At 67.3% G+C, this 22,816-nt stretch carries 18 protein-coding genes, 2 tRNA genes and 1 pseudogene; 5 read left to right on the top strand and 16 right to left on the bottom strand.

From position 1 onward, the window contains the following. Positions 1-138 precede the first annotated feature (138 nt). Together PUN71_RS02165 and PUN71_RS02160 are read right to left on the bottom strand one after the other, a co-directional pair. Positions 139-1,080 carry an aldo/keto reductase gene (locus PUN71_RS02165; RefSeq protein WP_277797199.1) on the bottom strand — a complete coding sequence of 314 codons (942 nt, stop codon included), beginning with the start codon at positions 1,078-1,080 and terminating at the stop codon, positions 139-141. Between the two features lie 31 nt (positions 1,081-1,111). Then, positions 1,112-2,824: a glycoside hydrolase family 13 protein gene (locus PUN71_RS02160; protein ID WP_277797198.1), complete on the bottom strand. Its 1,713-nt coding sequence runs from the start codon at positions 2,822-2,824 to the stop codon at positions 1,112-1,114. 112 nt (positions 2,825-2,936) lie between these two features. Here PUN71_RS02160 and PUN71_RS02155 point away from each other — a divergent pair, with 112 nt between their 5' ends. Then, positions 2,937-4,148 (top strand): ROK family transcriptional regulator, encoded by a 1,212-nt coding sequence (locus PUN71_RS02155; protein WP_277797197.1) that lies wholly within the window; start codon positions 2,937-2,939, stop codon positions 4,146-4,148. Between the two features lie 6 nt (positions 4,149-4,154). Here PUN71_RS02155 and PUN71_RS02150 read toward each other — a convergent pair whose 3' ends face one another. The 9 genes and pseudogenes from PUN71_RS02150 to PUN71_RS02110 all read right to left on the bottom strand — a co-directional run bounded on the left by PUN71_RS02150 (position 4,155) and on the right by PUN71_RS02110 (position 12,711). Continuing rightward, positions 4,155-5,726, bottom strand: a complete 1,572-nt coding sequence (locus tag PUN71_RS02150) for a Na+/H+ antiporter (RefSeq protein WP_277797196.1) — start codon at positions 5,724-5,726, stop codon at positions 4,155-4,157. A 21-nt stretch (positions 5,727-5,747) separates the two neighbouring features. Further along, positions 5,748-6,404 carry an SDR family oxidoreductase gene (locus tag PUN71_RS02145; protein WP_043454075.1) on the bottom strand — a complete coding sequence of 219 codons (657 nt, stop codon included), beginning with the start codon at positions 6,402-6,404 and terminating at the stop codon, positions 5,748-5,750. 84 nt (positions 6,405-6,488) lie between these two features. Next, on the bottom strand, positions 6,489-7,286 hold the full coding sequence (gene yidC / locus PUN71_RS02140; RefSeq protein WP_277797195.1) for a membrane protein insertase YidC: 798 nt from the start codon (positions 7,284-7,286) through the stop codon (positions 6,489-6,491). A 368-nt stretch (positions 7,287-7,654) separates the two neighbouring features. Beyond that, on the bottom strand, positions 7,655-8,266 hold the full coding sequence (locus tag PUN71_RS02135; RefSeq protein WP_277797292.1) for a tyrosine-type recombinase/integrase: 612 nt from the start codon (positions 8,264-8,266) through the stop codon (positions 7,655-7,657). Positions 8,267-8,570: 304 nt separating this feature from the next. Next, a complete protein-coding gene (locus PUN71_RS02130) occupies positions 8,571-8,822 on the bottom strand; it encodes a hypothetical protein (RefSeq protein WP_277797194.1) in 252 nt (83 codons plus the stop codon). A gap of 281 nt (positions 8,823-9,103) precedes the next feature. Then, a tRNA-Met gene (locus PUN71_RS02125) sits at positions 9,104-9,177 on the bottom strand. Positions 9,178-9,237: 60 nt separating this feature from the next. Next, positions 9,238-9,309, bottom strand: a tRNA-Thr gene (locus tag PUN71_RS02120). A gap of 308 nt (positions 9,310-9,617) precedes the next feature. After that, positions 9,618-11,663 (bottom strand): DEAD/DEAH box helicase, encoded by a 2,046-nt coding sequence (locus PUN71_RS02115; RefSeq protein WP_277797193.1) that lies wholly within the window; start codon positions 11,661-11,663, stop codon positions 9,618-9,620. Positions 11,664-12,058: 395 nt separating this feature from the next. Next, positions 12,059-12,711: pseudogene (locus PUN71_RS02110) on the bottom strand (MOSC domain-containing protein). 180 nt (positions 12,712-12,891) lie between these two features. Here PUN71_RS02110 and PUN71_RS02105 point away from each other — a divergent pair. The 4 genes from PUN71_RS02105 to PUN71_RS02090 are packed head-to-tail and all read left to right on the top strand — an operon-like array spanning position 12,892 to position 17,391. Then, complete coding sequence (locus tag PUN71_RS02105; protein ID WP_277797192.1) at positions 12,892-13,497, top strand: Tat pathway signal protein; 606 nt, start codon at positions 12,892-12,894, stop codon at positions 13,495-13,497. Positions 13,498-13,509: 12 nt separating this feature from the next. Further along, positions 13,510-14,712, top strand: a complete 1,203-nt coding sequence (locus PUN71_RS02100) for a glutathionylspermidine synthase family protein (RefSeq protein ID WP_502859817.1) — start codon at positions 13,510-13,512, stop codon at positions 14,710-14,712. Positions 14,713-14,725: 13 nt separating this feature from the next. Further along, the gene (locus PUN71_RS02095; RefSeq protein WP_277797190.1) at positions 14,726-16,219 is read left to right on the top strand and encodes an APC family permease; all 1,494 of its coding nucleotides are present in this window, start codon (positions 14,726-14,728) and stop codon (positions 16,217-16,219) included. After that, complete coding sequence (locus tag PUN71_RS02090; protein WP_277797189.1) at positions 16,216-17,391, top strand: acyl-CoA dehydrogenase family protein; 1,176 nt, start codon at positions 16,216-16,218, stop codon at positions 17,389-17,391. The genes PUN71_RS02095 and PUN71_RS02090 overlap by 4 nt, the downstream gene beginning before the upstream one ends. A 9-nt stretch (positions 17,392-17,400) precedes the next feature. On the opposite strand, the gene PUN71_RS02085 is transcribed toward PUN71_RS02090, so the two are convergent. From PUN71_RS02085 to PUN71_RS02065, 5 genes are all read right to left on the bottom strand, one after another. Further along, complete coding sequence (locus PUN71_RS02085) at positions 17,401-18,171, bottom strand: SDR family oxidoreductase (RefSeq protein ID WP_277797188.1); 771 nt, start codon at positions 18,169-18,171, stop codon at positions 17,401-17,403. Between the two features lie 25 nt (positions 18,172-18,196). Then, positions 18,197-19,546 (bottom strand): MFS transporter, encoded by a 1,350-nt coding sequence (locus PUN71_RS02080; RefSeq protein ID WP_277797187.1) that lies wholly within the window; start codon positions 19,544-19,546, stop codon positions 18,197-18,199. After that, a complete protein-coding gene (locus tag PUN71_RS02075; RefSeq protein WP_277797186.1) occupies positions 19,543-20,049 on the bottom strand; it encodes a winged helix-turn-helix transcriptional regulator in 507 nt (168 codons plus the stop codon). Before PUN71_RS02075 ends, PUN71_RS02080 begins: the two co-directional genes overlap by 4 nt. A gap of 155 nt (positions 20,050-20,204) precedes the next feature. After that, a complete protein-coding gene (locus PUN71_RS02070) occupies positions 20,205-21,368 on the bottom strand; it encodes a cystathionine gamma-synthase (RefSeq protein WP_277797185.1) in 1,164 nt (387 codons plus the stop codon). Positions 21,369-21,399: 31 nt separating this feature from the next. Continuing rightward, entirely contained in the window at positions 21,400-22,785 is a 1,386-nt protein-coding gene (locus PUN71_RS02065) for a cystathionine beta-synthase (RefSeq protein WP_277797184.1), read from the bottom strand. Positions 22,786-22,816: the final 31 nt, after the last annotated feature.

Genomic DNA, 22,816 nt, shown 5'->3' with positions numbered 1-22,816 from the left:
CGGCACGGCGAAGAAAACGGCCAGCTTGTGAGGATCAATACGAACTAAACGCGTTGTGACTGCGTTTCCGGGCAGGGCAGGCAGCAGCAAGGACCGCCCTGAGGTCCATAACGGAACTTGCTGCTGCCCGATTGGTGGCTAGGGAATGTTGCTGCCGCGGGCGCTGATCCAGAGCTTGTACCAGTCGGCACGGGTGAGTTCCCCGGCCACCCGGGCGGCATCAGCGCAGGCACGGATCCGCCCGGGGTTGACCGTTCCGATCACCGGTGCGATTCCCGCCGGATGCTTCATCAGCCACCCCAGGAGGATGCCTTCACCCGAGGTGCCGTACTCCCCCGCAAGATCCGCCACCAGTTCTGCGGTGGCCGCCTCTGCGGGGGTGGGACTGTCCGGCTCCGCGCCCGTGTAAACACCCTTGGCCAGCGAGCCGTATGCCTGCAGGGTGACGTTGTTGCGGGTGCAGTACTCCAGGGTGCCGTGCGGGAAGCTGTAGTCCAGGTGCTCCGGGTGGTTGACCAGCACCTGGCTTTCCAGCCACGCCCGCTTGAGCAGGCTCATCTCCAGCTGGTTGGCCACGACGGGCACCTCCAGCCGGTCCTGCAGGACCTCGATCTGGGCGGCGGACATGTTGGAAACGCCCACCTGCCTGATCTTCCCTTCCGCCAGGAGCTGCCTGACGGCCGATGCCACCTCTGCGGGGTCCGCCAAGGGGTCCGGGCGGTGCAGCAGCAGGATATCCACGTAGTCGGTGCGGAGCCGTTTCAGGCTGCCCTCGACCCGTTCAAGGATGGCCTCCCGGCTGAGGTCATAGTGCGTCTGCAGGCCGCGTTCGTTGAGCCGGATGCCGCACTTGGTCTGCAGCCGGATCCGCTCCCGCAGGCCCGGACTGGCCGCGAGGACCTCACCGAACACCGCTTCGGACTTGCCGTTGCGGTAGATGTCCGCATGGTCGAACAGGGTGATGCCCGCATCCAGGGCAGCCTGGACGGCAGCGGCCGCCTGGTCCACATGGCCGGCACCATGCGGCTCCTCAGACCAGCTGCCGCCCAGGCCCATGCATCCATAGATGACTTCCTGCATCAGGAGGCCCCGTCCGGCCGGGCAGCCGGCATCAGCGCAGCCACGCGGTGGTGTTGGCCGGCAGCTTGCCGTCTTCCAGCGGCGCGCTGGAGACCAGCACCCCGCCGGCGGGAAGGTCGACGGCGGTGTTCCCAAAGTTGGTCACGGACTGCCAGCCGTTGGGGCGCTTGAAGTGCAGGACGTCCGGATTGCCGGTGTCCACCCATTCGAGTTCCTCGCCGGTCTGCAGCTCGCGGCGCAGTTTCAGTGCCTTGCGGTAAAGCTCAAGGGTGGAGCCTTCGGTTCCGTCCTGGGCCTCCACCGCGTACTTGCTGAACCAGTCCGGCTGCGGCAGGTGCGACCCGCCATCGCCGAAGCCGAAGGAGGTGCCCTCCACCTTCCACGGCAGCGGAACGCGGCAGCCGTCGCGGCCGATCTCCACGCCCTTGTTGCGGAAGAAGGACGGATCCTGGCGTTCGGATTCCGGGATCTCGGCCACTTCCTGCAGCCCAAGTTCCTCACCCTGGTAAAGGTAGGCGGAGCCCGGTACGGCGAGCATCAGCAGCGTGGCGGCGCGGGCGCGGCGTTCACCGAGTTCCACATCCAGCTGGTCCTTGGGTCCACCGGCGAGCAGCCAGTCCTTGCCGTCCTGGCCCTTCGCGCCGGCCTTCTCCTTCGCCACCTGCGGCAGGCCGTAGCGGGTGGCATGCCGGACGACATCGTGGTTGGAGAACACCCAGGTGGAGGAAGCTCCGGTGGCGGCAGCCTCGGCGAGGTTGCGGGTGATGATCTCCTTGTACTCCGCGGCGTCGAAGTCGGCCTGCAGCAGGTCGAAGTTGAACGCCTGGCCCAGCCCCTGCGGGCTGGCGTACCGGGCACGCCGGGTGGCGTGCACCCAGGCTTCGGCGACGGCGGTGCGGGGCGGGTTGTACTCGTTGAAGACCTCGCGCCACTCGGCATAGATTTCGTGCACTTCGTCGCGGTCCCAGAACGGGTGCGAGCCGTCGTCGAAACCGTCCACGCCGGTGTTCGCAGCGCTCAGCTCGAGCTTGGACAGCAGCGGCTCGGTGAGGTCCTTGGTGAGGGCGTGGGCCACGTCGACGCGGAAGCCGTCCACGCCGCGGTCGGACCAGAAGCGCAGGGTCTTGAGGAAGTCGTCGCGGATTTCCCGGTTGGACCAGTTCAGGTCCGGCTGCTCCTTGGCAAAGATGTGCATGTACCACTGGCCGGGGGTGCCGTCCGGTTCGGTGATGCGCTCCCAGGCGGGTCCGCCAAACACCGAATCCCAGTCCGACGGCGGGAACTCGCCGTTGGGGCCCTTGCCGTCCCGGAAGATGTAGCGGTCCCGGGCCGGGGAGCCCTTGGGTGATGCCAGCGCCTCCTGGAACCACTTGTGCCGGTTGGACGAGTGATTGGGCACGATGTCGGCAATCAGCTTGATGCCGGCCTCGTGCAGGGCCTTGGCCATCTCGTCGAAGTCGGCCAGCGTGCCCAGCTTGGGGTCGACGTCGCGGTAGTCGTCCACGTCGTAGCCGCCATCCGCCAGCGCGGAGGGGTAGAACGGGCTCAGCCAGACGGCGTCGATTCCCAGCGACTTCAGGTACGGGACCTTGGCGGTAATGCCCTTCAGGTCGCCGATACCGTCGCCATTGGAGTCCGCGAAGCTGCGGGGATAGATCTGGTAGACGGAGGCCTGGCGCCACCAGTTGGGGTCGGCCAGGCGGTCGGAGTCGGACAGGGTTGCCAGCGTGGCAGTGGTGGACAAGGACTGACCCTTTTCTTCAGTGCGGTTAATACGTAGTGCAGCTATATTGATATTGAATCTAAATTTACTTTCCCAAGTATTATCTGGTGCTTTGTACAGGAAGGTCAACAGCATGGCTGAACCCGTTCCCGCGACTCCCCAGCTGCTGCGGCGGGTCAGCGCCGGCGCAGTGCTGGAGTTCATGCGCGCCTCGGGTGCGGTGACGGTCACGGACGTCATGGCTGCCACCGGGCTGACCCGCGCCACCACCATCGCCGTCTGCGAGGATTTGGTCCGGCGCGGCTGGATCCTGGAGCGGGAGAACCAGCGCGAGTTCGGCGGCTACCAGAAGGGCCGGCCCGCCCGCCGGTTCGAACTCAACGAACGCGCGGGCGTGGTCCTCGGCATGGACATCGGCTACTCCAAGGTCACCGTGGTTGCCTCCGATCTCCGTGGCACTGTCCTGGGGCGGTCCAGCCGGCCCTTCCAGGCCGGGGAGGTGGGCTCCCGTGAACGCATCGCCTTCATCGACGGGGTGGCCATGGCCGCGCTCCACGCCGCCGGAGCGGAGCCCGGACAGGTGCTGGCCGTCTGCGCCGGGGTGGCCGCGCCGGTGGACCGGCACGGGGAGGTGGTGGCCACGCAGAAATTCTGGGGCCTTTTCGACCTGGGGCTGCGCCCGGCGCTCAAGGAAACCCGGGGCTGGACCGTACTGCTGGAAAACGACGCCAACCTCGCTGCCCTGGGTGACCGCTGGCAGGGCGCAGCCGCAGGGGTGGACGACGTCGTGGTCATCCTGGCCAGCGAACGCCTCGGCTCGGGCATCGTCGAGGGCGGCCGGCTGGTCCACGGCACCCGGGGCAGCGCGGGCGAGCTTGCCTACCTGGACCTGGTGGAAGGTGTGGGCGACACCTACGGCGTCGCCTACCTGGCCAGGACGTGGGCCGCCGAAGCCCTCGCCACGCCAGTGCCCACTGCCCTCCGGAACGGCGGGCACGGGAGGGTGGAGGCTGAGCACGTCTTCGCCGCCGCGGCCGGCGGGGACGCCGTGGCGGTGGGCATCCTGGACAGGCTTGCGGACAGGATGGCCCGGGTGGTGGGGACCGTTGCCACCATGCTGAACCCGGAGCTGGTGGTGATCGGCGGCGGCGTCGCCCAATCGGCGGACGTCCTGCTCGCCTCCATCACTGAACGCCTGGAGGATTTCACCGCCACTCCCCCGCGGGTGGCCGTGTCCCCGCTGGGCGACTCGATCGTGACGGTGGGCGCGGTGCGCTGCGCGCTGGACTACGTGGAGAAGAACTCCCTGGACCTGGAACTTCCTGCGCCGGTCATCCCCGCATAGGACCGCTCACTCAGGCATCACCATGGTGCGCAGGTCCAGCTGCCGGAGCACCCGGTCCGCCACTTCCGGGTCCATGCCCGGCTCGTTCCGGGCCGCCACCACTTCCTGCCTGGCCGCGTCCAGGGCGATGGTCTGCACGGCGATGGCCAGTTCGCGTCCCCGCTGGCGCTTCTCCGCCAACGGCTCGTCCCGCAGGCTGCCGTCCGTCAGCTCCGCATGCAGGCGGCGCATCCGGTCCTTGACCAGCGACACCTTCTCAGGGGGCAGGTCTTTCATGAGGTCATGTTGCTTCAGGGCTGCGACGGCGGCTTCCTGGGCGCGGGTTGCGAGCAGCCGGACGGCGTCGCGTTCGGCGGTGCCGTCCTCCGTTGCGTTCAGGACTTTCATGAGCCATGGCAGGGTCAGCCCGGGCAGGACCAGAGTTGCCAACAGTACCGCGCAGGCAATCACCAGCAGGTAGTCCCGCCCGGGGAACGGCGTGCCGTCCGCCAGGGTGAGCGGCAGGGCCAGCGCCAGGGCAAGCGTGGCCAGGCCGCGCATGCCGCACCAGGTAAGGATGAGGACTTCCTTCAGGGATGTGGGCTGGAGGAGGTTCCGGCGTTTCCTCGCGCCGAGGGCCAGCACTGCCAGCCACAGGAACCGGACCGCGAAGACCAGGACGCAGATTACGGCCGCCACCCCTGCCATGCCGAATACCGCGGTGCCTTCGTCCCGGACGACATGGCGGATTTCCAGTCCCACCAAGCCGAAAGCCAGTCCGGTGACCAGCAACTCCACCACGTCCCAGAACGCAGTCCGGGTGACCCGTTCGGCGGCGTCCTGCGGGCGCGCGTGGCGCTGCATCTCAAGGGCGGTGACCACCACGGCGATAACGCCGGAGGCATGGACTTCCTCGGCAAGGATGTAGGCGGCAAACGGCACCACCAGGGTGACCGCGCTGCGGGCCACCATGGAGCTGACCAGCCGGGTGACCAGGGCGATCAGCCAACCCATCGCAACGCCCACCAGGACGGCAAGTGCCGCGCCCACCAGGAACTGCAGGACGACGTCGGGCCGCACCTTGCTGCCGCCCACTGCGGCAGCGACGGCGGCCTGGAAGATGACGATGGCGGCGGCGTCGTTGAAGAGGCCCTCGCTTTGAAGGACCGTGGTCAGGCGGCGCGGCATATGCACGCGGCCTGCCACGGATTCCACGGCCACAGGATCCGGCGGTGCCACCATGGCGCCCAGGGCGATGGCGGCCGGGACCCCGATGCCCGGGATCATCAGCCATGCCGCCCCGGCCACCACGGCCGTGCTGATGACCACCAGGGCCACCGCCAGCATAATCAGCGTCCGCCACCTGACCCTGAACACGGCCCACGAGCTTCGCTGCGCGGTGGCGAACAACAGCGGTGGCAGGAAGATGGGCAGGATCAGTTCGGGGTCGATCTCCAGCGCAGGGAAGCCCGGGATGAACGTCAGGGCAACCGCCAGGAGGAGCATCAGGACCGGATACGGCAACCGCAGCCTGTCCCCCAGGCCCACGGCCACCACCGTGGCCAGGAGCAATCCAACGATGAGGGCAAGCTGATCCATCAGCCTCTTCCCGGCCCGCCGCTACGGGCGGGGATCCAGTGCCGCCGCCACGGGGAGCCTGCCGTCGCAGAACTCGATGGTCCGGCCCGCGGTGTGCGGCAGGTCCAGCACGGCCGCGGCCACGATCGCCGCGTTGACCCGGGACGTGTCAGCTTCCTCTTCGGGTGAGGGGTCCACATGGATCCGCCCGGTTCCGGGGCCGTCGGTCAGGGCACTTGGGCCAAGGATGGTCCATGCCAGGCCCGAGTTCCGCAGGTGCTCATCCGCCGCTGCCTTCGCTTCGGCGTAGGCAAAGAAGCTGTTGCTTTCCGGAACCCCGTGGTCCTTGCCGGCGCCGAAGTAGGACACCATGACATAGCGGTCCACGCCGGCCTGTTCCGCGGCGTCCATGGAACGGATGGCGGCATCACGGTCCACTGCATAGGTGCGCTCGGGATTGCCCCCGCCGGCACCGGCAGACCAGACCACGGCGTCGTGGCCCTTCAGCGCTTCGGCGATGTCCGCCGTCGTCGAATGTTCCACGTCCAGGACCGCGGGGACGGCACCGGTGGCAGCGACGTCAGCCGAGTGATCCGGGTTGCGGATGAACGAGGTGACCGAGTGGCCTTCGCCGGTGAGGAGTTCGGACAGGAGGAGGGCCACTTTCCCGTGGCCGCCGATGATGGCGATGCGTGTCATGCCTTCATTCTGCCTGCTGGGTCAACATCTGTAACGCACGTACACCACGCCGGCTGCGCCCTGGGCCCGCTCTTCCCGCAGGCATCACGTCCGGGTGGGCTCCCGGGACACCAGCGATTGCTGTCCCAGGGTCCAGAGGTTGGAAACCGTCCAGTAGACCAGGACGCCGATGGGAAAGAAGATCCCGCCCGCACCGAAGACCAGCGGCAGGACATAGAGGAGGATCCTCTGCTGGCGCACCAGCGGACTGTCGCTGTCCTGGCCGGCCATGGCACGGGAGGCTGCCAGCTTCTGCGTCACGAATTGGCAGGCGGTCATCACCAGGATCATGGCGACGGCGAGCACGGCCACCGCGGCGAGGTTGCCGCTGCCGTGCAGCAGGGAGGCCGACAACGGCGCCCCGAAGATGCTGGACGAATCGAACTGAACCACTTGGTCCGGGCGCATGGTCCCGATGCCTGTGCCCTGCCGCGCGGCGTTGGAGATTCCGGACAGTACCTGGAAGAGGGCCAGGAAGAACGGTGCCTGGATCAGCAGCGGAAGGCAGGCGGAGAACGGATTGGTGCCGTGTTTCTTGTACAGGGCCATCTGCTCCTGGGCCATGGCCTGCCGGGACGCCTGGTCCGTCCGGCCCCGGTACTTGTCCTGGAGCTCCTTCAGGTCCGGCTGCAGCAGCCGCATGCGGCGCTGCGCGCGGACCTGGGCCAGGAAGACCGGGATCAGCGCGGCACGGATCACCAGCACCAGGCCAATGATGGACAGCGTCCAGGTCCAGCCACTGGCCGCCGGCATGCCCGCGCCCGCCAGGAAGTCGTGGCATACGACCATTGTGGCGGACACGAGCCACCGGAACGGCTCCATCACCGCTGCCAGAATGTCCACCGAATCCCCCGTCCGCCAGTTGCTGCCAAGCTACTGCGCAATGGTGTGTCTTGTCACGACCCGCAGATTCCCTTCCGCACCCCATGGTCCATGTCGAGGCCCGGATGCGGGCAGCGCAGGTGAATATCCCTGGCGGGAATGGTTCAGCGCGTCGCTTGCGCCTGGATGGGCGGAGGCATCGTGCCCGGGAAACAGGAAAGCCCCCGGAATCTCGGGGGATTCCGGGGGCTTGGCCTGTAGCGGTGGGGAGGCTCGATCTCCCGACCTCACGATTATGAGTCGTGCAGTTCCGCTTCGTTTTTACTGCGCACATACGAACTTTTGTAGCCATTCTGTAGCCACCTTCTTTCTCTTCGCCACCTCCGTGGTTAAGCAACGTCGCCATTCAGCAGGGCATCCACAGCCCGTGCTGAGGAATGAGCATCGTGGGCGAAGAGTTGGGCGTACACGTCGAGCGTGGTTACTGCAGAGCTATGCCCGGCTATCTGCTGGACCACTTTCACGTTGGCCCCGGCACTGATCGCCAGGGTGACGGCGGTACGCCGGAGGTCGTGAAAGACAATCTCGGGGAACGTCGAGTCCAATGCCCGGCATCGTTCCACTGCTGGATGGAACACGCGCCGGGCAAAGTTGGAAGCCCTGAGTTGGGTACCGGTTGGCGAAGTGAACACCAGACCAGTGGGGGCCATAGGCCTCACGTGCACCTCAAGCTCACTCGCAACTGAGCGAGGGATAGGTACCGTGCGAGGCTTGCGCCCCTTGGTCGTCTCCCTGAACTGCAACCGCCCGTCCACCGGGACAAGGGTAGATCGGACGACAACCTCGGGGTTGTCGCCAAACATGAGGGTACCCGCCTTCAGGCCAGAGACTTCCGACCATCTCAACCCCGTGGTTCCAGCGAAGAGAATCAAGAGTTTGTAGGCATCGTGAGAGTGCCCGGCGTAGCGTCCGCCCGTGGCGGCCTGCTCCGCGAGCGCCATGAGTTGCGGGGCGGTGAGGGCGGCAGGTTCCCGTGCGGGCTCAGGGGTGGGTACGTTATTGATCGTGGCGTTACGTGCGGGGTTGGCGGCAAGGTAGCCCGAGTCCACCGCGTACTGCAACATCCTGCCGAGCTGCCGGTACGCCCGGCGTCGGGCGTCATCTGTGCTGAAGGTCGCCAGCCAGTCATTAATTACTGGAAGCTGCGGCCCTCCATGACCTGCTGGCAGGGCCTACAAGGGAGCAGGAAGCTAAGAGCGGTACCGGAGCGCCCTCTTTGAATTTGAGCCCATAAAGGGCCTGAGATCAAGTCTGCTTCTCAGCGTCCTCATCGTCTTCGTACCGGAACTCGTGTTGCAGGTCCTTGATCATCTTCCTCGCCAGGAACCAGAAGAGGATTGCCGCAATCACGGCGAGACCGGCCCACCAGAACCGCTCGGCCGTGGGGGCCTGCACAGCGAAGAAGATGAGGACAAGGGCAAGACCCGTAAAGCCGACTGCCTGCGCATTCCAATAGATCGTGCCGCGTCGCACTGTTGGATGGACCCACCCCTTCACAGAACCTCCTTAGTCCACTGACTTACGGAAGAACTTCAGCGTAAGCCGTGCATCTTCAAGCTCACAGAGGCTTGACGGGAAATTGATTGATTGTGGCAAGTGGGCAAGGCTAAGCCGCCGAACCCTTTGACGCGCTCCCGGAGCGCAGTAGCCATTTTGTAGCCACCGTGTGGAGATTCGGAGGGATTTCGGGGGAAACCAGGAGAATGCTCCACTCACCTGCATCTTCCCCCAAACAGGAAAGCCCCCGGAATCTCGGGGGATTCCGGGGGCTTGGCCTGTAGCGGTGGGGAGGCTCGATCTCCCGACCTCACGATTATGAGTCGTGCGCTCTAACCAACTGAGCTACACCGCCACGAATGAGAAAAACCTGCGTCAAGCCGGTCAAACCGCCTTGACGCAGGCCCTCATTCAGAGCCCCCCACCGGAATCGATCCGGTGACCTCGTTCTTACCAAGAACGCGCTCTACCACTGAGCTAGGGGGGCAACGAGTAAATACTCTACCGGAAGATTTCCGCACCAACAAATCGGCCCTCCGGGTGCTCCCACGATCCGGAATCGCGCACTTTTCCTGGCGCTTGTCGGTGGAAATTCCGCGGGATTCCGGGCCTGCAGAGGCCATGGAGCGGCGGGCGTACGACGGCGGAAGCCGCCGCCCGGGGCCCCTCCCCAAGGTCTTGGGCGCCAAATGTGTCGAGCCCCACACCGGCCGGACCTGGCCCCCGGTTAAATGCCGATGGGCCGGCTCGAAAGCCGGCCCATCGACGTCGTCAATTACTCAACGTCCGGAAGGTTTACCACTTGCCCTTGCGGTTGAAATCGCGGTGGCCGCTGTCACCGGCGCTGCGGGGCTTGCGGGAGCCATCGCCGTGGCCGGCGAAACGGGAGTCACCACGGTCGCTGAAGGAACGCTCGGAACGGTCGCTGTAGGAACGGCCGCCGCGGTCGGCGGAGGACCGCTCGCCGTCGTTCTTCCGGAATTCCTTCTTGAACCCGCCGTTGCCCTTGAAGTTGCCGCCCCGGTTGCCCTGGTAGGCGCCACGGTCACCGGAGGGCTTGCGGCCGTTGTCCAGCTCGAGGTGGATCAGCTCACCGCCGATCCGGGTGCGGGACAGTGCACGCAGCTGCTCGGCGCTCAGGTCCGCGGGCAGCTCCACCAGGGAGTGGTCCGAGCGGATGTCGATGCCGCCGATCTGGGCGGAGGAGATGCCGCCCTCGTTGGCGATGGCGCCCACGATCGAGCCGGGCATGACCCGCTGGCGCCGGCCCACCGCGATGCGGTAGGTGGCGTTGCCCTCGGTCAGGGCGCGGGTCGGCCCGCGGGAGCCGAAGCCGTCCTTGGAGCGTTCGCGCTTCTGGAACTCGGGCGCAGCAGGCAGTTCCTTGACCAGCAGCGGCTGCCCGCCCTGTGCCATGACGGCCAGTGCCGCAGCGATTTCTGCTGCCGGCACCTTGTGCTCTTCCTCGTAGGAAGCGATCAGGTCGCGGAACATCGAGACGTCCTCGGACTCGAGGGTCTCGGTGATGCGCTCGGCGAACTTGCCCAGGCGCAGCGTGTTCACGGTCTCGGCGGTGGGCAGGTGCATCTGCTCCACCGGCTGGCGGGTGGCCTTTTCGATGGCGCGCAGCAGGTACTTCTCGCGCGGCGTCATGAACAGGATCGCGTCGCCGTTGCGGCCGGCGCGGCCGGTGCGGCCGATCCGGTGCACGTAGGACTCGGTGTCGTGCGGGATGTCGTAGTTGACCACGTGGCTGATGCGCTCCACGTCCAGGCCGCGGGCGGCGACGTCGGTGGCCACCAGAATGTCGATGCGGCCTTCCTTCAGCGCGTCAACGGTGCGCTCGCGCTGCTGCTGCGGGATGTCGCCGTTGATGGCGGCAGCCTGGAAACCGCGGGACTTCAGCTTGTCAGCCAGGTCCTCGGTGGCCATCTTGGTGCGCACGAAGGCGATGACGCCGTCGAATTCCTCAACCTCAAGGATGCGGGTCAGCGCGTCCAGCTTGTGCGGGCCCATGACCTGCAGGTAGCGCTGGCGGATGTTGGTGCCCGTGGAGGTCTTGGTCTTGACCGAGATCTCGGCGGGATCGTTCAGGTACTGCTTGGACATCCGGCGGATCTGGCTGGGCATGGTGGCCGAGAACAGGGCAACCTGGCGGTCCTCGGGGGTCTGCTGGAAGATCTGCTCCACGTCTTCGGCGAAGCCCATGCGCAGCATCTCGTCGGCCTCGTCCAGCACCAGGTACTGGAGTTCGGACAGGTCAAGGGATCCCTTGGCGATGTGGTCGATGACGCGGCCGGGGGTGCCAACAACCACCTGGGCGCCGCGGCGCAGGCCGGCCAGCTGGGGACCGTAGGCTGAGCCGCCGTAGACGGGCAGCACGGTGAAGTCATCGATGTGCTTGGCGTAGGAGGTGAAGGCCTCGGCAACCTGCAGGGCCAGCTCGCGGGTGGGGGCCAGGACCAGGGCCTGGGTCTTGCGGGACGGGCCGTTGAGGTCGTGGAGTTCGGCCAGGCGGGACAGCGCCGGCACTGCGAATGCTGCAGTCTTGCCGGTACCGGTCTGGGCCAGGCCAACGACGTCGCGGCCTTCGAGCAGCAGCGGGATGGTGGCTGCCTGGATGGGTGAGGGCTTTTCGTAGCCGACATCCTGCAGGGCGGCCAGGACGCGGCCGTCGATGCCGAGGTCGGCGAACTTCACGGTGTTTTCGTCATCCTGCTGGGCCTGCGCGGTTGCGGGAGCTTCAGGGGCTTCACCGGCCGGAGCGGCCGCGGGAGCCTCAGCGGCGGCCACGGGAGCTTCTTCGATGACAGCGGTGGTTTCGTTCAGGTTTTCGGGCATAGGGAGATGTTCCTCATCCATAGGGGGCCAGGCGGCACTACCCGAGGTGAGCGGAGCCGCAGTACACGTGCCGATGGTGCCGGGCAAACGTTGACCGGCCGGTCACAGAAGTCCGGCGCTTTCGCAATCCCATGGCAGGACTTCGCGCTGCATCTCTTGGCTGCTATCCCAGCAGTCTGTACAGCGTTTTCTTTAGCCGGCTCTCCCTATGAAAATGCCCGCATCGCTTGCGCGGGCCCCAACACTTGCCAGTCCTGCCTCAAAAATTGGGCAGGAATAAGGGATTTCCGGAGTGGGGGATGTTTCAAGTGTAAGGCACGCAAGTGCCACGGTGCCAATCGGACGGACGACGGCGGCGGTGAGCTTGCGCACATGCCCCGCCCCGGGCGGGGCTGCTACTGCCCCAGCCGGCGCAGCAGCACCCCGAACTTGTGTGGTATTCGTCCTGCAGCCGGATCTCGCCGTCGGCTTCGGCACCCCGCAGGGCCGCGACCACGTCTGCATCCGGCTCGCTGAACCATCTGCCGATGGTGATGCCGTGGCGCGGGACGAACGTCCGCTCGATGGGATCCCCCGCCTGGATGCTGCCGGTGCGGATCACCCGCAGGTACGCCCCCACCCGGCCTTCCTCGGTGAAGCGCTTCACCCACTGGGGTTCCTTCATCCGCCGCTGGAAGGTGGCGCAGGGAACCCTGGGCGAGGTGACCTCCAGCTCGACGTCGGTCCCCACTTTCCAGCGCTCCCCAATCACGGCGTGGGTGGCTTCGATGCCGGACACCCGCAGGTTCTCCCCGAAAATTCCCGGCGGCAGCTCCCGGCCCAGGGCGCCGGCCCAGAAATCGGCGTCATTCTGGGAATAGGCGTAGACAGCCTGGTCTTCCCCGCCGTGGTGCACCCGGTTGGCCTGGACGTCGCCGCGGAGGCCCAGCTTGTGGACCTTGACGGGACCCCTGGCCGGGCGTTTGTCGATGGCCGTGACGCCCACGCTGCCCTGGTCACCGAGGAGCTGGTGGACGCGGCAGACGGCAAGCACAGAACCTGATTCCATGGCATCAGTCTAGGGTTTTCCCGCTGCACCGCCGCCCGGCGCCGGCCATGGGCACCTCTCCCCTGCTGCCGGGGCGGGTTCGTGCTCGCGGGCCGCACCGCCAGGGACTACGCTGATTCGAGACTTGCATGTGGGGGTGCAGTGCTGCGCCCAAACCGTTTAACAACTGAGGGGGACGCCGTGGACTCGGACGGGAAAGACCCGGAAAAGGATCCGGCAAACGGGCCCGAAAACACCGACAGCAGCGGCGGCAGCCCTGCCAAGCCACCGCCCTGGCAGGTCCCCAAGCCGGAGCTGCGGCCGGAACTCCTGAACGGGCCTGTTACCCCCGTGGATCCGTTCGCGCGCGAGCGGGAGAAGCAGCTCAACGAGGCGGCAGCGCGGAAGAAACGGTCCCAGCGGCGCACAGTGGTAGTTGGCTTGGGTGTTACCGCCCTCCTGGCCGGCACCATCACGGCAGTGGTTGCCAGCAACGAGGACGATCCCGAGTACGCGCAGGTGTGCTTCAACGACGAAACCGGCGAGCGCGTGGCAGACACCAACTGCGACAGTTCGGCCGGCCGCAGCGGCGGTGTCTACGCCTGGTACTTCTACTCCCGCGGGGCAAGCGTTCCGCCGATCGGGCAGAACCGGTCCACCGCACCGAACTACACCCGGACCATCCCCAGCGGCGCCAAGGCGTCCACCGGCTACAGCAGCAGCGGCGGCACGGTCAGCCGTGGCGGCTTCGGCACCAGTGCCAAGAGCGGGTCAAGCGGTGGCGGCGGCAAGGTCTCAGGGGGTTAACAAGTGAAGCGCATGTCCTCCCAGCCCCGCCCCGGCTGGAAGCAGAAGATCGAAGAACAGGGCCTGGTGTTCTCCACCACCACCATGGACGACGGCCGGAAGATCGAGTACTGGAACGAATCGGCCTACTACGAGTTCACCATGGACGAGGTGGAAACCCTTGAGGAGACCGCCGAAGAAATGCACCGAATGTGCCTGGAGGCAGCCAGGTTCCTGGCCACCGGCGCGATGGGCAGCATCGGCATCGGTCCCCAGGCCCTTGAGCTGGCGGCGGCCTCCCTGCAGGCCGGCGACGTGGACGTGTACGGCCGGTTCGACTTCATCTACGACGGGCAGGGCGGCCCAGCCAAGATGCTCGAGTACAACGCCGACACCCCCACCGGGCTCATCGAGGCCGCCGTTGCGCAGTGGTTCTGGCTGCAGGACGTCCACCCGGGGAAGGACCAATGGAACGGCATCCATGAGGCCCTGATCCGGCAGTGGAAGAAGTTCCAGTACCGCACGGGCATGAGCACCCTGCACGTGGCCCATTCTGAAGTGGAGGAATCCGGCGAGGACTGGATGACGGCGGCCTACATGCGGGACGTGGCCAGCCAGGCCTGCTGGACCACCATCGGCATCAACATGTCCGATATCGGCTGGGACCCCAACCTGAACCGCTTCGTGGACCTGGACAACTTTCTAATCAGCACCATCTTCAAGCTCTATCCCTGGGAGCTGATGATGAAGGAGCCCTTCGGCCACCGGCTGCTGGAGCGCGCCCACAACCCGCGCTGGGTGGAACCGGCCTGGAAGATGCTGCTCTCCAACAAGGCGCTGCTGGCCGCGCTCTGGCATCTGTACCCGGACCACCCGAACCTGCTCCCCGCGTACCTGTCCGATCCGGGTCCGCTCAAGGAATGGGTGGCCAAGCCCCTGCATGGACGCGAAGGCGACAACATCCGGATCCACGCCGACGGCATCCGCCTGGAGCAGCCCGGCGGCTACGGCCGCGAGGGCTGGTGCTACCAGCAGTACCACGCCCTGCCGGACTTTGACGGCAACCATCCTGTCCTGGGCCTCTGGGTGGTGGACGGCGAATCCGTGGGCTGCGGCATCCGCGAGTCGGACGGGCCCGTCACCGACTACTTCTGCCGCTTTGTCCCCAACACCATTGACGCGCCGGCGCCGCTTTCGGCAGTGGCCAATTCCACCAAGGCAGGTACCGCACTATGAACCCGGGAGCAGCATGAGCACGGACATGACGACGGCGGGCGGCCCCGGAGGCGCGCCCGGCACTCCGGTGCCCGCAAAGGGACTGCGGGCCGGGATCCTGGACCTGGGCGACTCCGTGATGCTGGGGCTGGCGTCCACCGCACCGGTGTATTCGCTGGCCGCCACGCTGGGCCTCATTGTTGCCGTCAACGGCGACTACACCCCCCTGGTCCTGGTGCTTGGGTTCATTCCGGTCCTGTTCATTGCCTACGCGTTCCGCGAGCTCAACAGCGCCATGCCGGACTGCGGCACCACCTTCACCTGGTCGCGCCGCGCGTTCGGTCCCTGGGCCGGCTGGCTCGGCGGCTGGGGCGTGGCACTGGCCGGGATCGTGGTCCTCGCCAACCTGGCCCAGGTGGCGGGGAAATATCTCTGGCTCCTGGTGGGTGACGGATCGCTGGCCGGCAACACGCTGCTGGTCACCGGCACCGGGGTCCTGTTCATCGTGCTGATGACGCTGGTGAACTACCGGGGCATCCGGCTGGGTGAGCATGTCCAGCGGGTCCTGACGTATGTGCAGTACATCGCGCTGGGCATCTTTGCCCTGGCCATCGTCTTCCGCATCGTTGGCGGTCCGCCGGAGGGCCAGGCCTTCGACGTCGAGTGGTTCAACCCGGTGGGCGCCTTCGCCGACCCCGGAGCCGTGGTGCACGGGGCTTTGCTGGCCCTGTTCATCTACTGGGGCTGGGACACGTGCCTGGCGGTCAACGAGGAGACGGAAAACCCGGCAACCACCCCGGGCCGCGGCGCCGTCATATCGGCGTTCGTGCTGGTGGCGATCTACGTTTCCGTGGCGCTCCTGGTGATGATGTACGCCACCGTGGGCTCAGAGGGGATCGGCCTGGGCAACGAGGCCAACCAGGACGATGTCTTCCTGGCCATGAAGGACGTGGTGCTCGGCCCCTGGGGCTGGCTGATCGTCGTCGCGGTGCTGGCGTCTGTCCTGTCCTCGACGCAGACCACCATCCTGCCCACGGCCCGCGGGACGCTCTCCATGGGCGTCCACGGCGCGCTGCCGGCCAGGTTCGCCGAGGTGCACCCGCGCAACCAGACGCCCGGGTTTTCCACCCAGGTGATGGGCGGTGCCGCCGCGGCCTACTACGTGGCCATGAGTTTCCTGAGCGAGAACCTGCTGGCGGACTCCATCAGCGCCATCAGCCTCTTCATCGCCTTCTACTACGCCCTGACCGGCTATGCCTGCTTCTGGTACTTCCGGGGAACACTGCGTGCGTCCGCGCGGAACCTGTGGTTCCGCGGCATCCTCCCCCTGTTTGGTGCGGTTCTCCTGACGGCTGCCTTCTTCATCTCGGCCGTGCAGATGTGGGACCCGGCCTACGGCGACACACAGATCTTCGGCATCGGCGGCGCCTTCGTGAGCGGCGTGGTGCTGCTGGCGCTCGGTGCGGTGCTCGCCGTCGTGTGCCGGTTCCTGCCCTCCACCCGCGGATACTTTGAGGTAAAGCCATGACCGCCGGCCCGTCCGACGTCCTGGACCTCGATTCCCTGCTGTCCGCAGAGGAACTGGACCTCCGGCAAAAGGTCCGCGACTTCACCCGGCAGCGGATTAAACCGGACATCGCCCGCTGGTACGACGACGCCGTCTTCCCCCTGGAGCTGGCGCAGGAACTGGGCGAACTCGGCGTCCTGGGCATGCACCTGGACGGCTACGGCTGCCCGGGCCGCTCCGCCGTCGACTACGGCCTGGCCGCAATGGAACTGGAGGCCGGCGACTCCGGCATCCGCACCTTTGTTTCCGTCCAGGGTTCGCTGGCCATGACGGCCATCCACACCTGGGGCTCGGAGGAGCAGAAGGAGGAGTGGCTGCCGCGGATGGCCGCCGGGGAGGTGATCGGCTGCTTCGCCCTGACCGAGCCGACCGCCGGTTCGGACCCTGCCTCCATGGCCACCGTCGCGGTCCGGGACGGCAGCGGGGACGGCGCCGGCTGGGTGCTCAACGGCACCAAGCGCTGGATCGGGCTGGCCTCGGTGGCCGGCGTCATGGTGGTGTGGGCCATGACGGACGACGGCGTGCACGGCTTCCTGGTGCCCGCCGGAACGCCGGGCGTGACGGCCACGCCCATCCGGCAGAAGCTGTCCATGCGCGCCTCCATCCAGTGCGACGTGGTGTTCGACGACGTCCGGCTGGGTCCCGGGGCCCTGCTCCCGGCTGCGCGCGGGCTCCGCGGCCCGTTCACCTGCCTTAACGAGGCCCGGTACGGGATCGCTTGGGGTGCCATGGGCGCCGCCCGGGATTCCTACGAGGCAGCACTGGATTACTCACTGGAGCGGCTGCAGTTCGGCAAGCCGCTGGCGGGATACCAGCTCACGCAGGAGAAGCTGGTGGACATGCTGCTCGAGATCCAGAAGGGCACCCTGCTGGCCCTGCACCTGGGCCGGCTCAAGGATGCGGGAACACTCCGGCCGGAGCAGATTTCGCTGGCGAAGCTCAACAACGTCCGCGAGGCGATAGCGGTGGCGCGGGAGGCCCGGACCATCCTGGGCGGCAACGGGATCACCGGGGACTATTCCCCCCTGCGGCACGCCGCGAACCTTGAATCCGTGCGGACGTACGAGGGCACCGACGAGGTGCATACCCTGGTCCTGGGCCGGTACATCACGGGCCTCGACGCTTTCCACTGACCCCAGGACCTAGGCCGAGAACCCGCCGTCCGCCTTGATCAGCTGCCCCGAAACCCAGCGGCCGGCCGGGGAGAGCAGGAACGCCACGGTCGCGGCCACGTCAGCCGGGGTACCCAGCCTGCCGGTGGGCTGCTGCGCCGCCAGGGCTGAGCGGACCTCGTCGTCCATCCAGCCGGTATCCACCGGACCAGGGTTCAGGACGTTCGCGGAAATTCCCTGCGGGCCCAGCTCACGCGCGGCGGCAATCACGATCCGGTCCAGCGCGCCTTTCGAAGCGCCGTACGGAAGGTTGAACGCCGTGTGGTCGCTGGTCAGCGCAACGACCGCGCCGCCGTCGTCCGTTGCCTGCCGCGCGAACGCGGCAATCAGCTGCCAGCTGGCGCGGGTGTTCACGGCGAAGTGCCGCTCAAAGGATTCCAGGCTGGTGTCCAGGATGCCCGAGTCGACGGACTCCGCGTGGCTGAGCACCAGGCCCTGCAGCGGCCCGGCCAGCTGCACGGCGTCGGCGACGAGCCTGTCCGGCACCGCGGGGTCCTGCAGGTCAGCGGGCAGCGTATGGACCGTGGCGCCGATGGCTTCGAGCTCGGCGGTCAGGCGGAGGACGTCGTCGGGTTCGCTCCCCCACGGCATGCGGGCGTCGTAGCCGGCCCAGTAGGAAATGACCAGGTCCCAGCCGTCCGCCGCCAGCTGCCGGGCGATGCCGGCTCCGATGTTCTCCAGCCGTCCGGCGCCGGTGACCAGGGCAACGGGGCGGGCAGGGACGGCTGCAACGGGTTCCATCCGACCAGCCTAGCGGCCGCCGGCGTCAGGCCGGCGCGGGCTCCGCTTCCTGCGGAGTGCGGTTCCTGCGGATGGTGGCGCTGATGACCGCGGCGATGGTGCACATGGCCGCGGCGCCAAACCAGGCGTAGGTGTAGTGGCCGGTGGCATCGCGCAGGGCGCCGGCGGCGATGGCGGCCGCGGCGGCGCCCAGCTGGTGGGCGGCGAAGACCCAGCCGAAGACCACGCTGCCGTCCGCTCCGAACGTCTCCCGGCAGATCGCCGCCGTCGGCGGGACGGTGGCCACCCAGTCGAGGCCGTAGATCACCACGAACACGATCATGCTGGGCTGGACCTCGGCGTTCAGCAGCAGCGGAAGCACCAGGAGGCCGATGCCGCGGAACTGGTAATAGACCGCGAGCAGGACGCGAGGGTTGAAGCGGTCGGTGAGCCAGCCGGAGGCGATGGTCCCCACGATGTCGAAGATTCCGACGACGGCGAGCAAGCCTGCGGCGGTGGTTTCCGGCATGCCGTGGTCGTGGGCGGAGGGGATGAAGTGGGTGCCGATCAGGCCGTTGGTGGTGGCGCCGCAAATGGCGAAGCCGGCGGCGAGCGCCCAGAACGTGCGGACCCTGCTGGCCCGGCGGAGCACCTGCAGGGCACGGACGGCGGCGTTGGGGCGGTCCCCCGCTGTTGTGGCGGGCTGTTCCACCGCCCCACCCTCCGCGGGAGCGGCTCCATAAGGCAGCACCCCTGCGTCGGCGGGCGAGTTTTTGAGGAACTTCAAGACCAGCGGCACCACGGCCAGGGCGCCGGCGGCAATCAGCAGCGATGCCTGCCGCCAGCCGGGGTCCTGCGCCAGGATGGCAATGAAGGGAAGGAAGACCAGTTGGCCCGCGGCGCTGCCGGCCGTAAGGATGCCGATCACCAGCCCGCGACTCCTGCTGAACCAGGTGTTGGCGATGGTGGCGGCGAAGACCAGCGCCATGGAACCGGTGCCCAGCCCGATCAGCAGCCCCCACGTGAGCAGGATCTGCCAGGACTGGTTGACCAGCACGGTCAGCGCGCTGCCCATGCCGATCAGGACCAGTGCTGTGGCGGTAACGGCGCGGATCCCGAAGCGTTCCATCAGCGCGGCGGCAAACGGGGCCGTCAGGCCGAACAGGACCAGGTTGATGCTGACCGCTGCCGAGAGGACTGTAGTTGACCAGCCGAACTCCTGCTGCAGGGGCACCATGAGGACGCCGGGGGCGGCCCGGAAGCCGGCTGCCCCGACCAGGGCGAGGAACGCCACGGCGGCCACGATCCAGGCGGGGTGCAGGCGGCGGCGCGGTCCGCGCGGCTGGAAGGCTTGGGCCGCCGGAATGTCGGCTGCTTCGTCCGGCAGGGTGCTCACTGTGCTGCTTCCTTCCCGGCTGCGGTGGACAGCCGGATGGGCTGTTCGGACCGGGACCGGCTGTGCCAGCTGGTGTTGGCCGCCGTGAGCCGCTCGCCGCATTCGGTGCAGGTGTCGGCCGAAGTGGTGGGTTTTCCGCAGCCGGCGTGGATCACGTAAAGGTGGGCCTGGTCCGAGGGCGCAGGCAGGTGCTTTTCCGCCCAGATGGTGACAGCATTCAGGACCGGGAGCGCATCTTCACCTTTTGGGGTGAGGACGTACTCCTGGCGGGTGCGGCCGCCGTCGTCGTAGGCCCTCTTCGCGAGCAGCCCTGACTCCACCAGGCCGGCCAGGCGTTTGGTGAGCACGGAGTCCGCCACTTCCAGCCGGGCCTTCATGGCGTCGAAACGCCCGTTGCCGAAGAAGACCTCGCGGAGGACCAGGATGGACCAGGGGTCACCCAGGATGTCCAGGCCTCGGGCCATGCTGCAGCTGCGTTGGGACCAATCGGAACGAAGAGGCATGCCTGAACCCTAACTGACTTCCCTAAAGAAAGCCAGCCCCCGCAAGATAACGGCAGTCCGGGGCGCGGACACTGCGATTGGGCCCACGCCCGCAGGGTTCCCTGGCCGAGCTTGCGAGGCGAGGGGGCGGGTGGGGACCATCTCGCGGGGAGGGGTTACGGGATCGCGGAGAACGCCTGCTCCAGGTCAGCGATCAGGTCCTCCACGTCCTCGATGCCGCAGGACAGCCGGAGCAGGTTCACCGGGACGGCCAGCTCAGTGCCCTTGACCGAGGCGTGGGTCATCTCCGACGGGTAATTCATCAGCGATTCGATGCCGCCCAGCGACTCGGCGAGGGTGAACACGGACGTGGACTCCGCCACCTTCCGGGCCGCTGCCTCACCGCCCTTGAACTGGACGGAGACCATGCCGCCGAAGCTGCGCATCTGCCGCTTGGCCAGCTCATGGCCGGGGTGCGTGGGCAGGCCCGGGTACAGGACGGCCTCGACTTCGGGCCGCTCCAGCAGCCATTCGGCCACGGCCTGGCCGTTGGCGCTGTGCCGGTCCATCCGCACGCCCAGGGTCTTCAGGCCGCGGGTGGTGAGGAAGGCATCCATCGGCCCGGACACGGCGCCGACGGCGAACTGGACGAACCCGATCTTCTCGGCCAGTTCGGCGTCCTTCACCACCACGGCGCCGCCAACAACGTCGGAGTGGCCGCCGATGTATTTGGTGGTGGAGTGGACTACGACGTCGGCACCCAGGGCGAGCGGGTTCTGCAGGTAGGGGGACGCGAAGGTGTTGTCGACCACCAGGAGGGCCCCGGCGTCGTGCGCTATCCCGGCGAGCGCGGCGATATCGGTGATCTTCATCAGCGGGTTGGATGGCGTCTCCACCCACACGAAGCGGGTCTTGTTGGCAGCGACGGCGCTGCGGATGGTGTCCAGGTTGGCCATGTCCACCGGGGTGTTGCCGATGCCCCAGTCCCCCAGTACGCGGCTGATCAGCCGGTACGTGCCGCCGTAGGCGTCGTTGCCGAGCACGATGTGGTCCCCGGGGCGGGTCAGTGCCCGGATGAGGGCATCTTCCGCGGCGAGCCCGGAGCTAAAGCTGTAGGCATGGGTGCCGAGTTCCAGGGCGGCGAGCTGTTCCTGCAGGGCATCGCGCGTCGGGTTGCCGCCGCGCCCGTACTCGTAGCCGCTGCGCAGCCCGCCAATCCCGTCCTGCGCGTAGGTGGAGCTGAAGTGCAACGGCGGCACCACCGCTCCCGTGCGGGGTTCGAAAGCCTGTCCGGCGTGGACGGCGCGGGTGTTGAAGCCTTGGTTTTCGGAGGCGGACATGGTGCTCCTTTGCGGGGAAACGTGCAGGGGTTCAGTGGCTGAGGTAGGCCAGCAGGTCGTGCCGGGTCAGGATGCCCACGGGCGCGCCCACGAAGGTGACCATGAGGGTATCCGAGTCCGAGAGCAGTTCCCTGGCGGCGGAGATGGTTTCCAGCGATCCGATCACGGGCAGCTTGGGGCCCATGTGCTCGGAGATCTTGTCCGTCAGCTTTGCTTCGCCGCGGAACAGTTTGGCGGTCAGGGTGCGCTCGTCCACGGCACCCAGGACTTCGCCCATGACCACCGGCGGTTCCTGGGAGAGGACCGGGATATGGCTGACGCCGAACTCGGTCATGATGTTGATGACGTCGCGCACGGACTCGTTGGGGTGGATGTGCACCAGGTCCGGGAGCTCGCCATTCTTGGACTTGATGACCTCGCCCACGGAGGTTTCCTCCCCACCGGAGAGGAAACCGTAGGACCGCATCCATTGGTCGTTGAAGATCTTGGCCAGGTAGCCGCGGCCGGAGTCGGGCAGGATGACGACGACGACGGCGCTTTCCGGCAGGTCGCGGGCCGCCTGCAGCGCGGCGACCACGGCCATGCCCGAGGAACCGCCCACCAGCAGGCCCTCTTCGCGGGCCAGCCGCCGGGTCATGGTGAAGGAATCGGCGTCGCTAACGGCGATGACCTCGTCCGGGATGGACTTGTCGTAGTTGGCCGGCCACATGTCCTCGCCCACGCCTTCAACGAAGTAGGGCCGTCCGGTGCCGCCTGAGTAGACCGAACCCGCGGGGTCCGCGCCGATGATCCGGACCACGCCGCCGTCGGATTCCGGCCGGTGCGCCGAAACCTCCTTCAGGTAGCGGCCGGTGCCGGTGATGGTGCCGCCCGTGCCGGCGCCGATGACGCAGTGGGTCACCCTGCCGTCGGTGTCCCGCCAGATTTCGGGACCGGTGGTCTTGTAGTGGCTGCCCGGCGCGGCCGGGTTGGAAAACTGGTCCGGCTTGTACGCGCCCGGGGTCTCGCGCGTGATCCGGTCGGAGACCCCGTAGTAGCTTTGCGGGCTTTCCGGCGGAACCGAGGTGGGCGTCACCACCACTTCGGCGCCGTAGGCCTGCAGGACGGCGCGCTTGTCCTCGCCCACCTTGTCCGGGACCACGAAGACGCACTTGTAACCCTTCTGCTGGGCCACGAGGGCCAGGCCTACGCCCGTGTTGCCCGAGGTCGGTTCCACGATGGTGCCGCCGGGCTTCAGCTTGCCCTCGCGTTCGGCGTCCTCGATCATCTGCGCCGCGATGCGGTCCTTGATGGAACCGCCGGGGTTCAGGTACTCCAGTTTGACCAGGACGGTGGCCCTGATGCCCTCGGTGACGTGGTTGAGCTTGATGAGCGGGGTGTTGCCGATGAGGTCCAGGACGGACTGGGCGTACTTCATAGATACAAAGCTACCGCTTCCTGCGGGCCGT

Source organism: Arthrobacter sp. NQ7 (assembly GCF_029581595.2).
Classification (GTDB): domain Bacteria; phylum Actinomycetota; class Actinomycetes; order Actinomycetales; family Micrococcaceae; genus Arthrobacter; species Arthrobacter phenanthrenivorans_B.
Note: the sequence above shows the minus strand (reverse complement) of the source record. Positions and strands in the feature narration are given on the sequence as shown.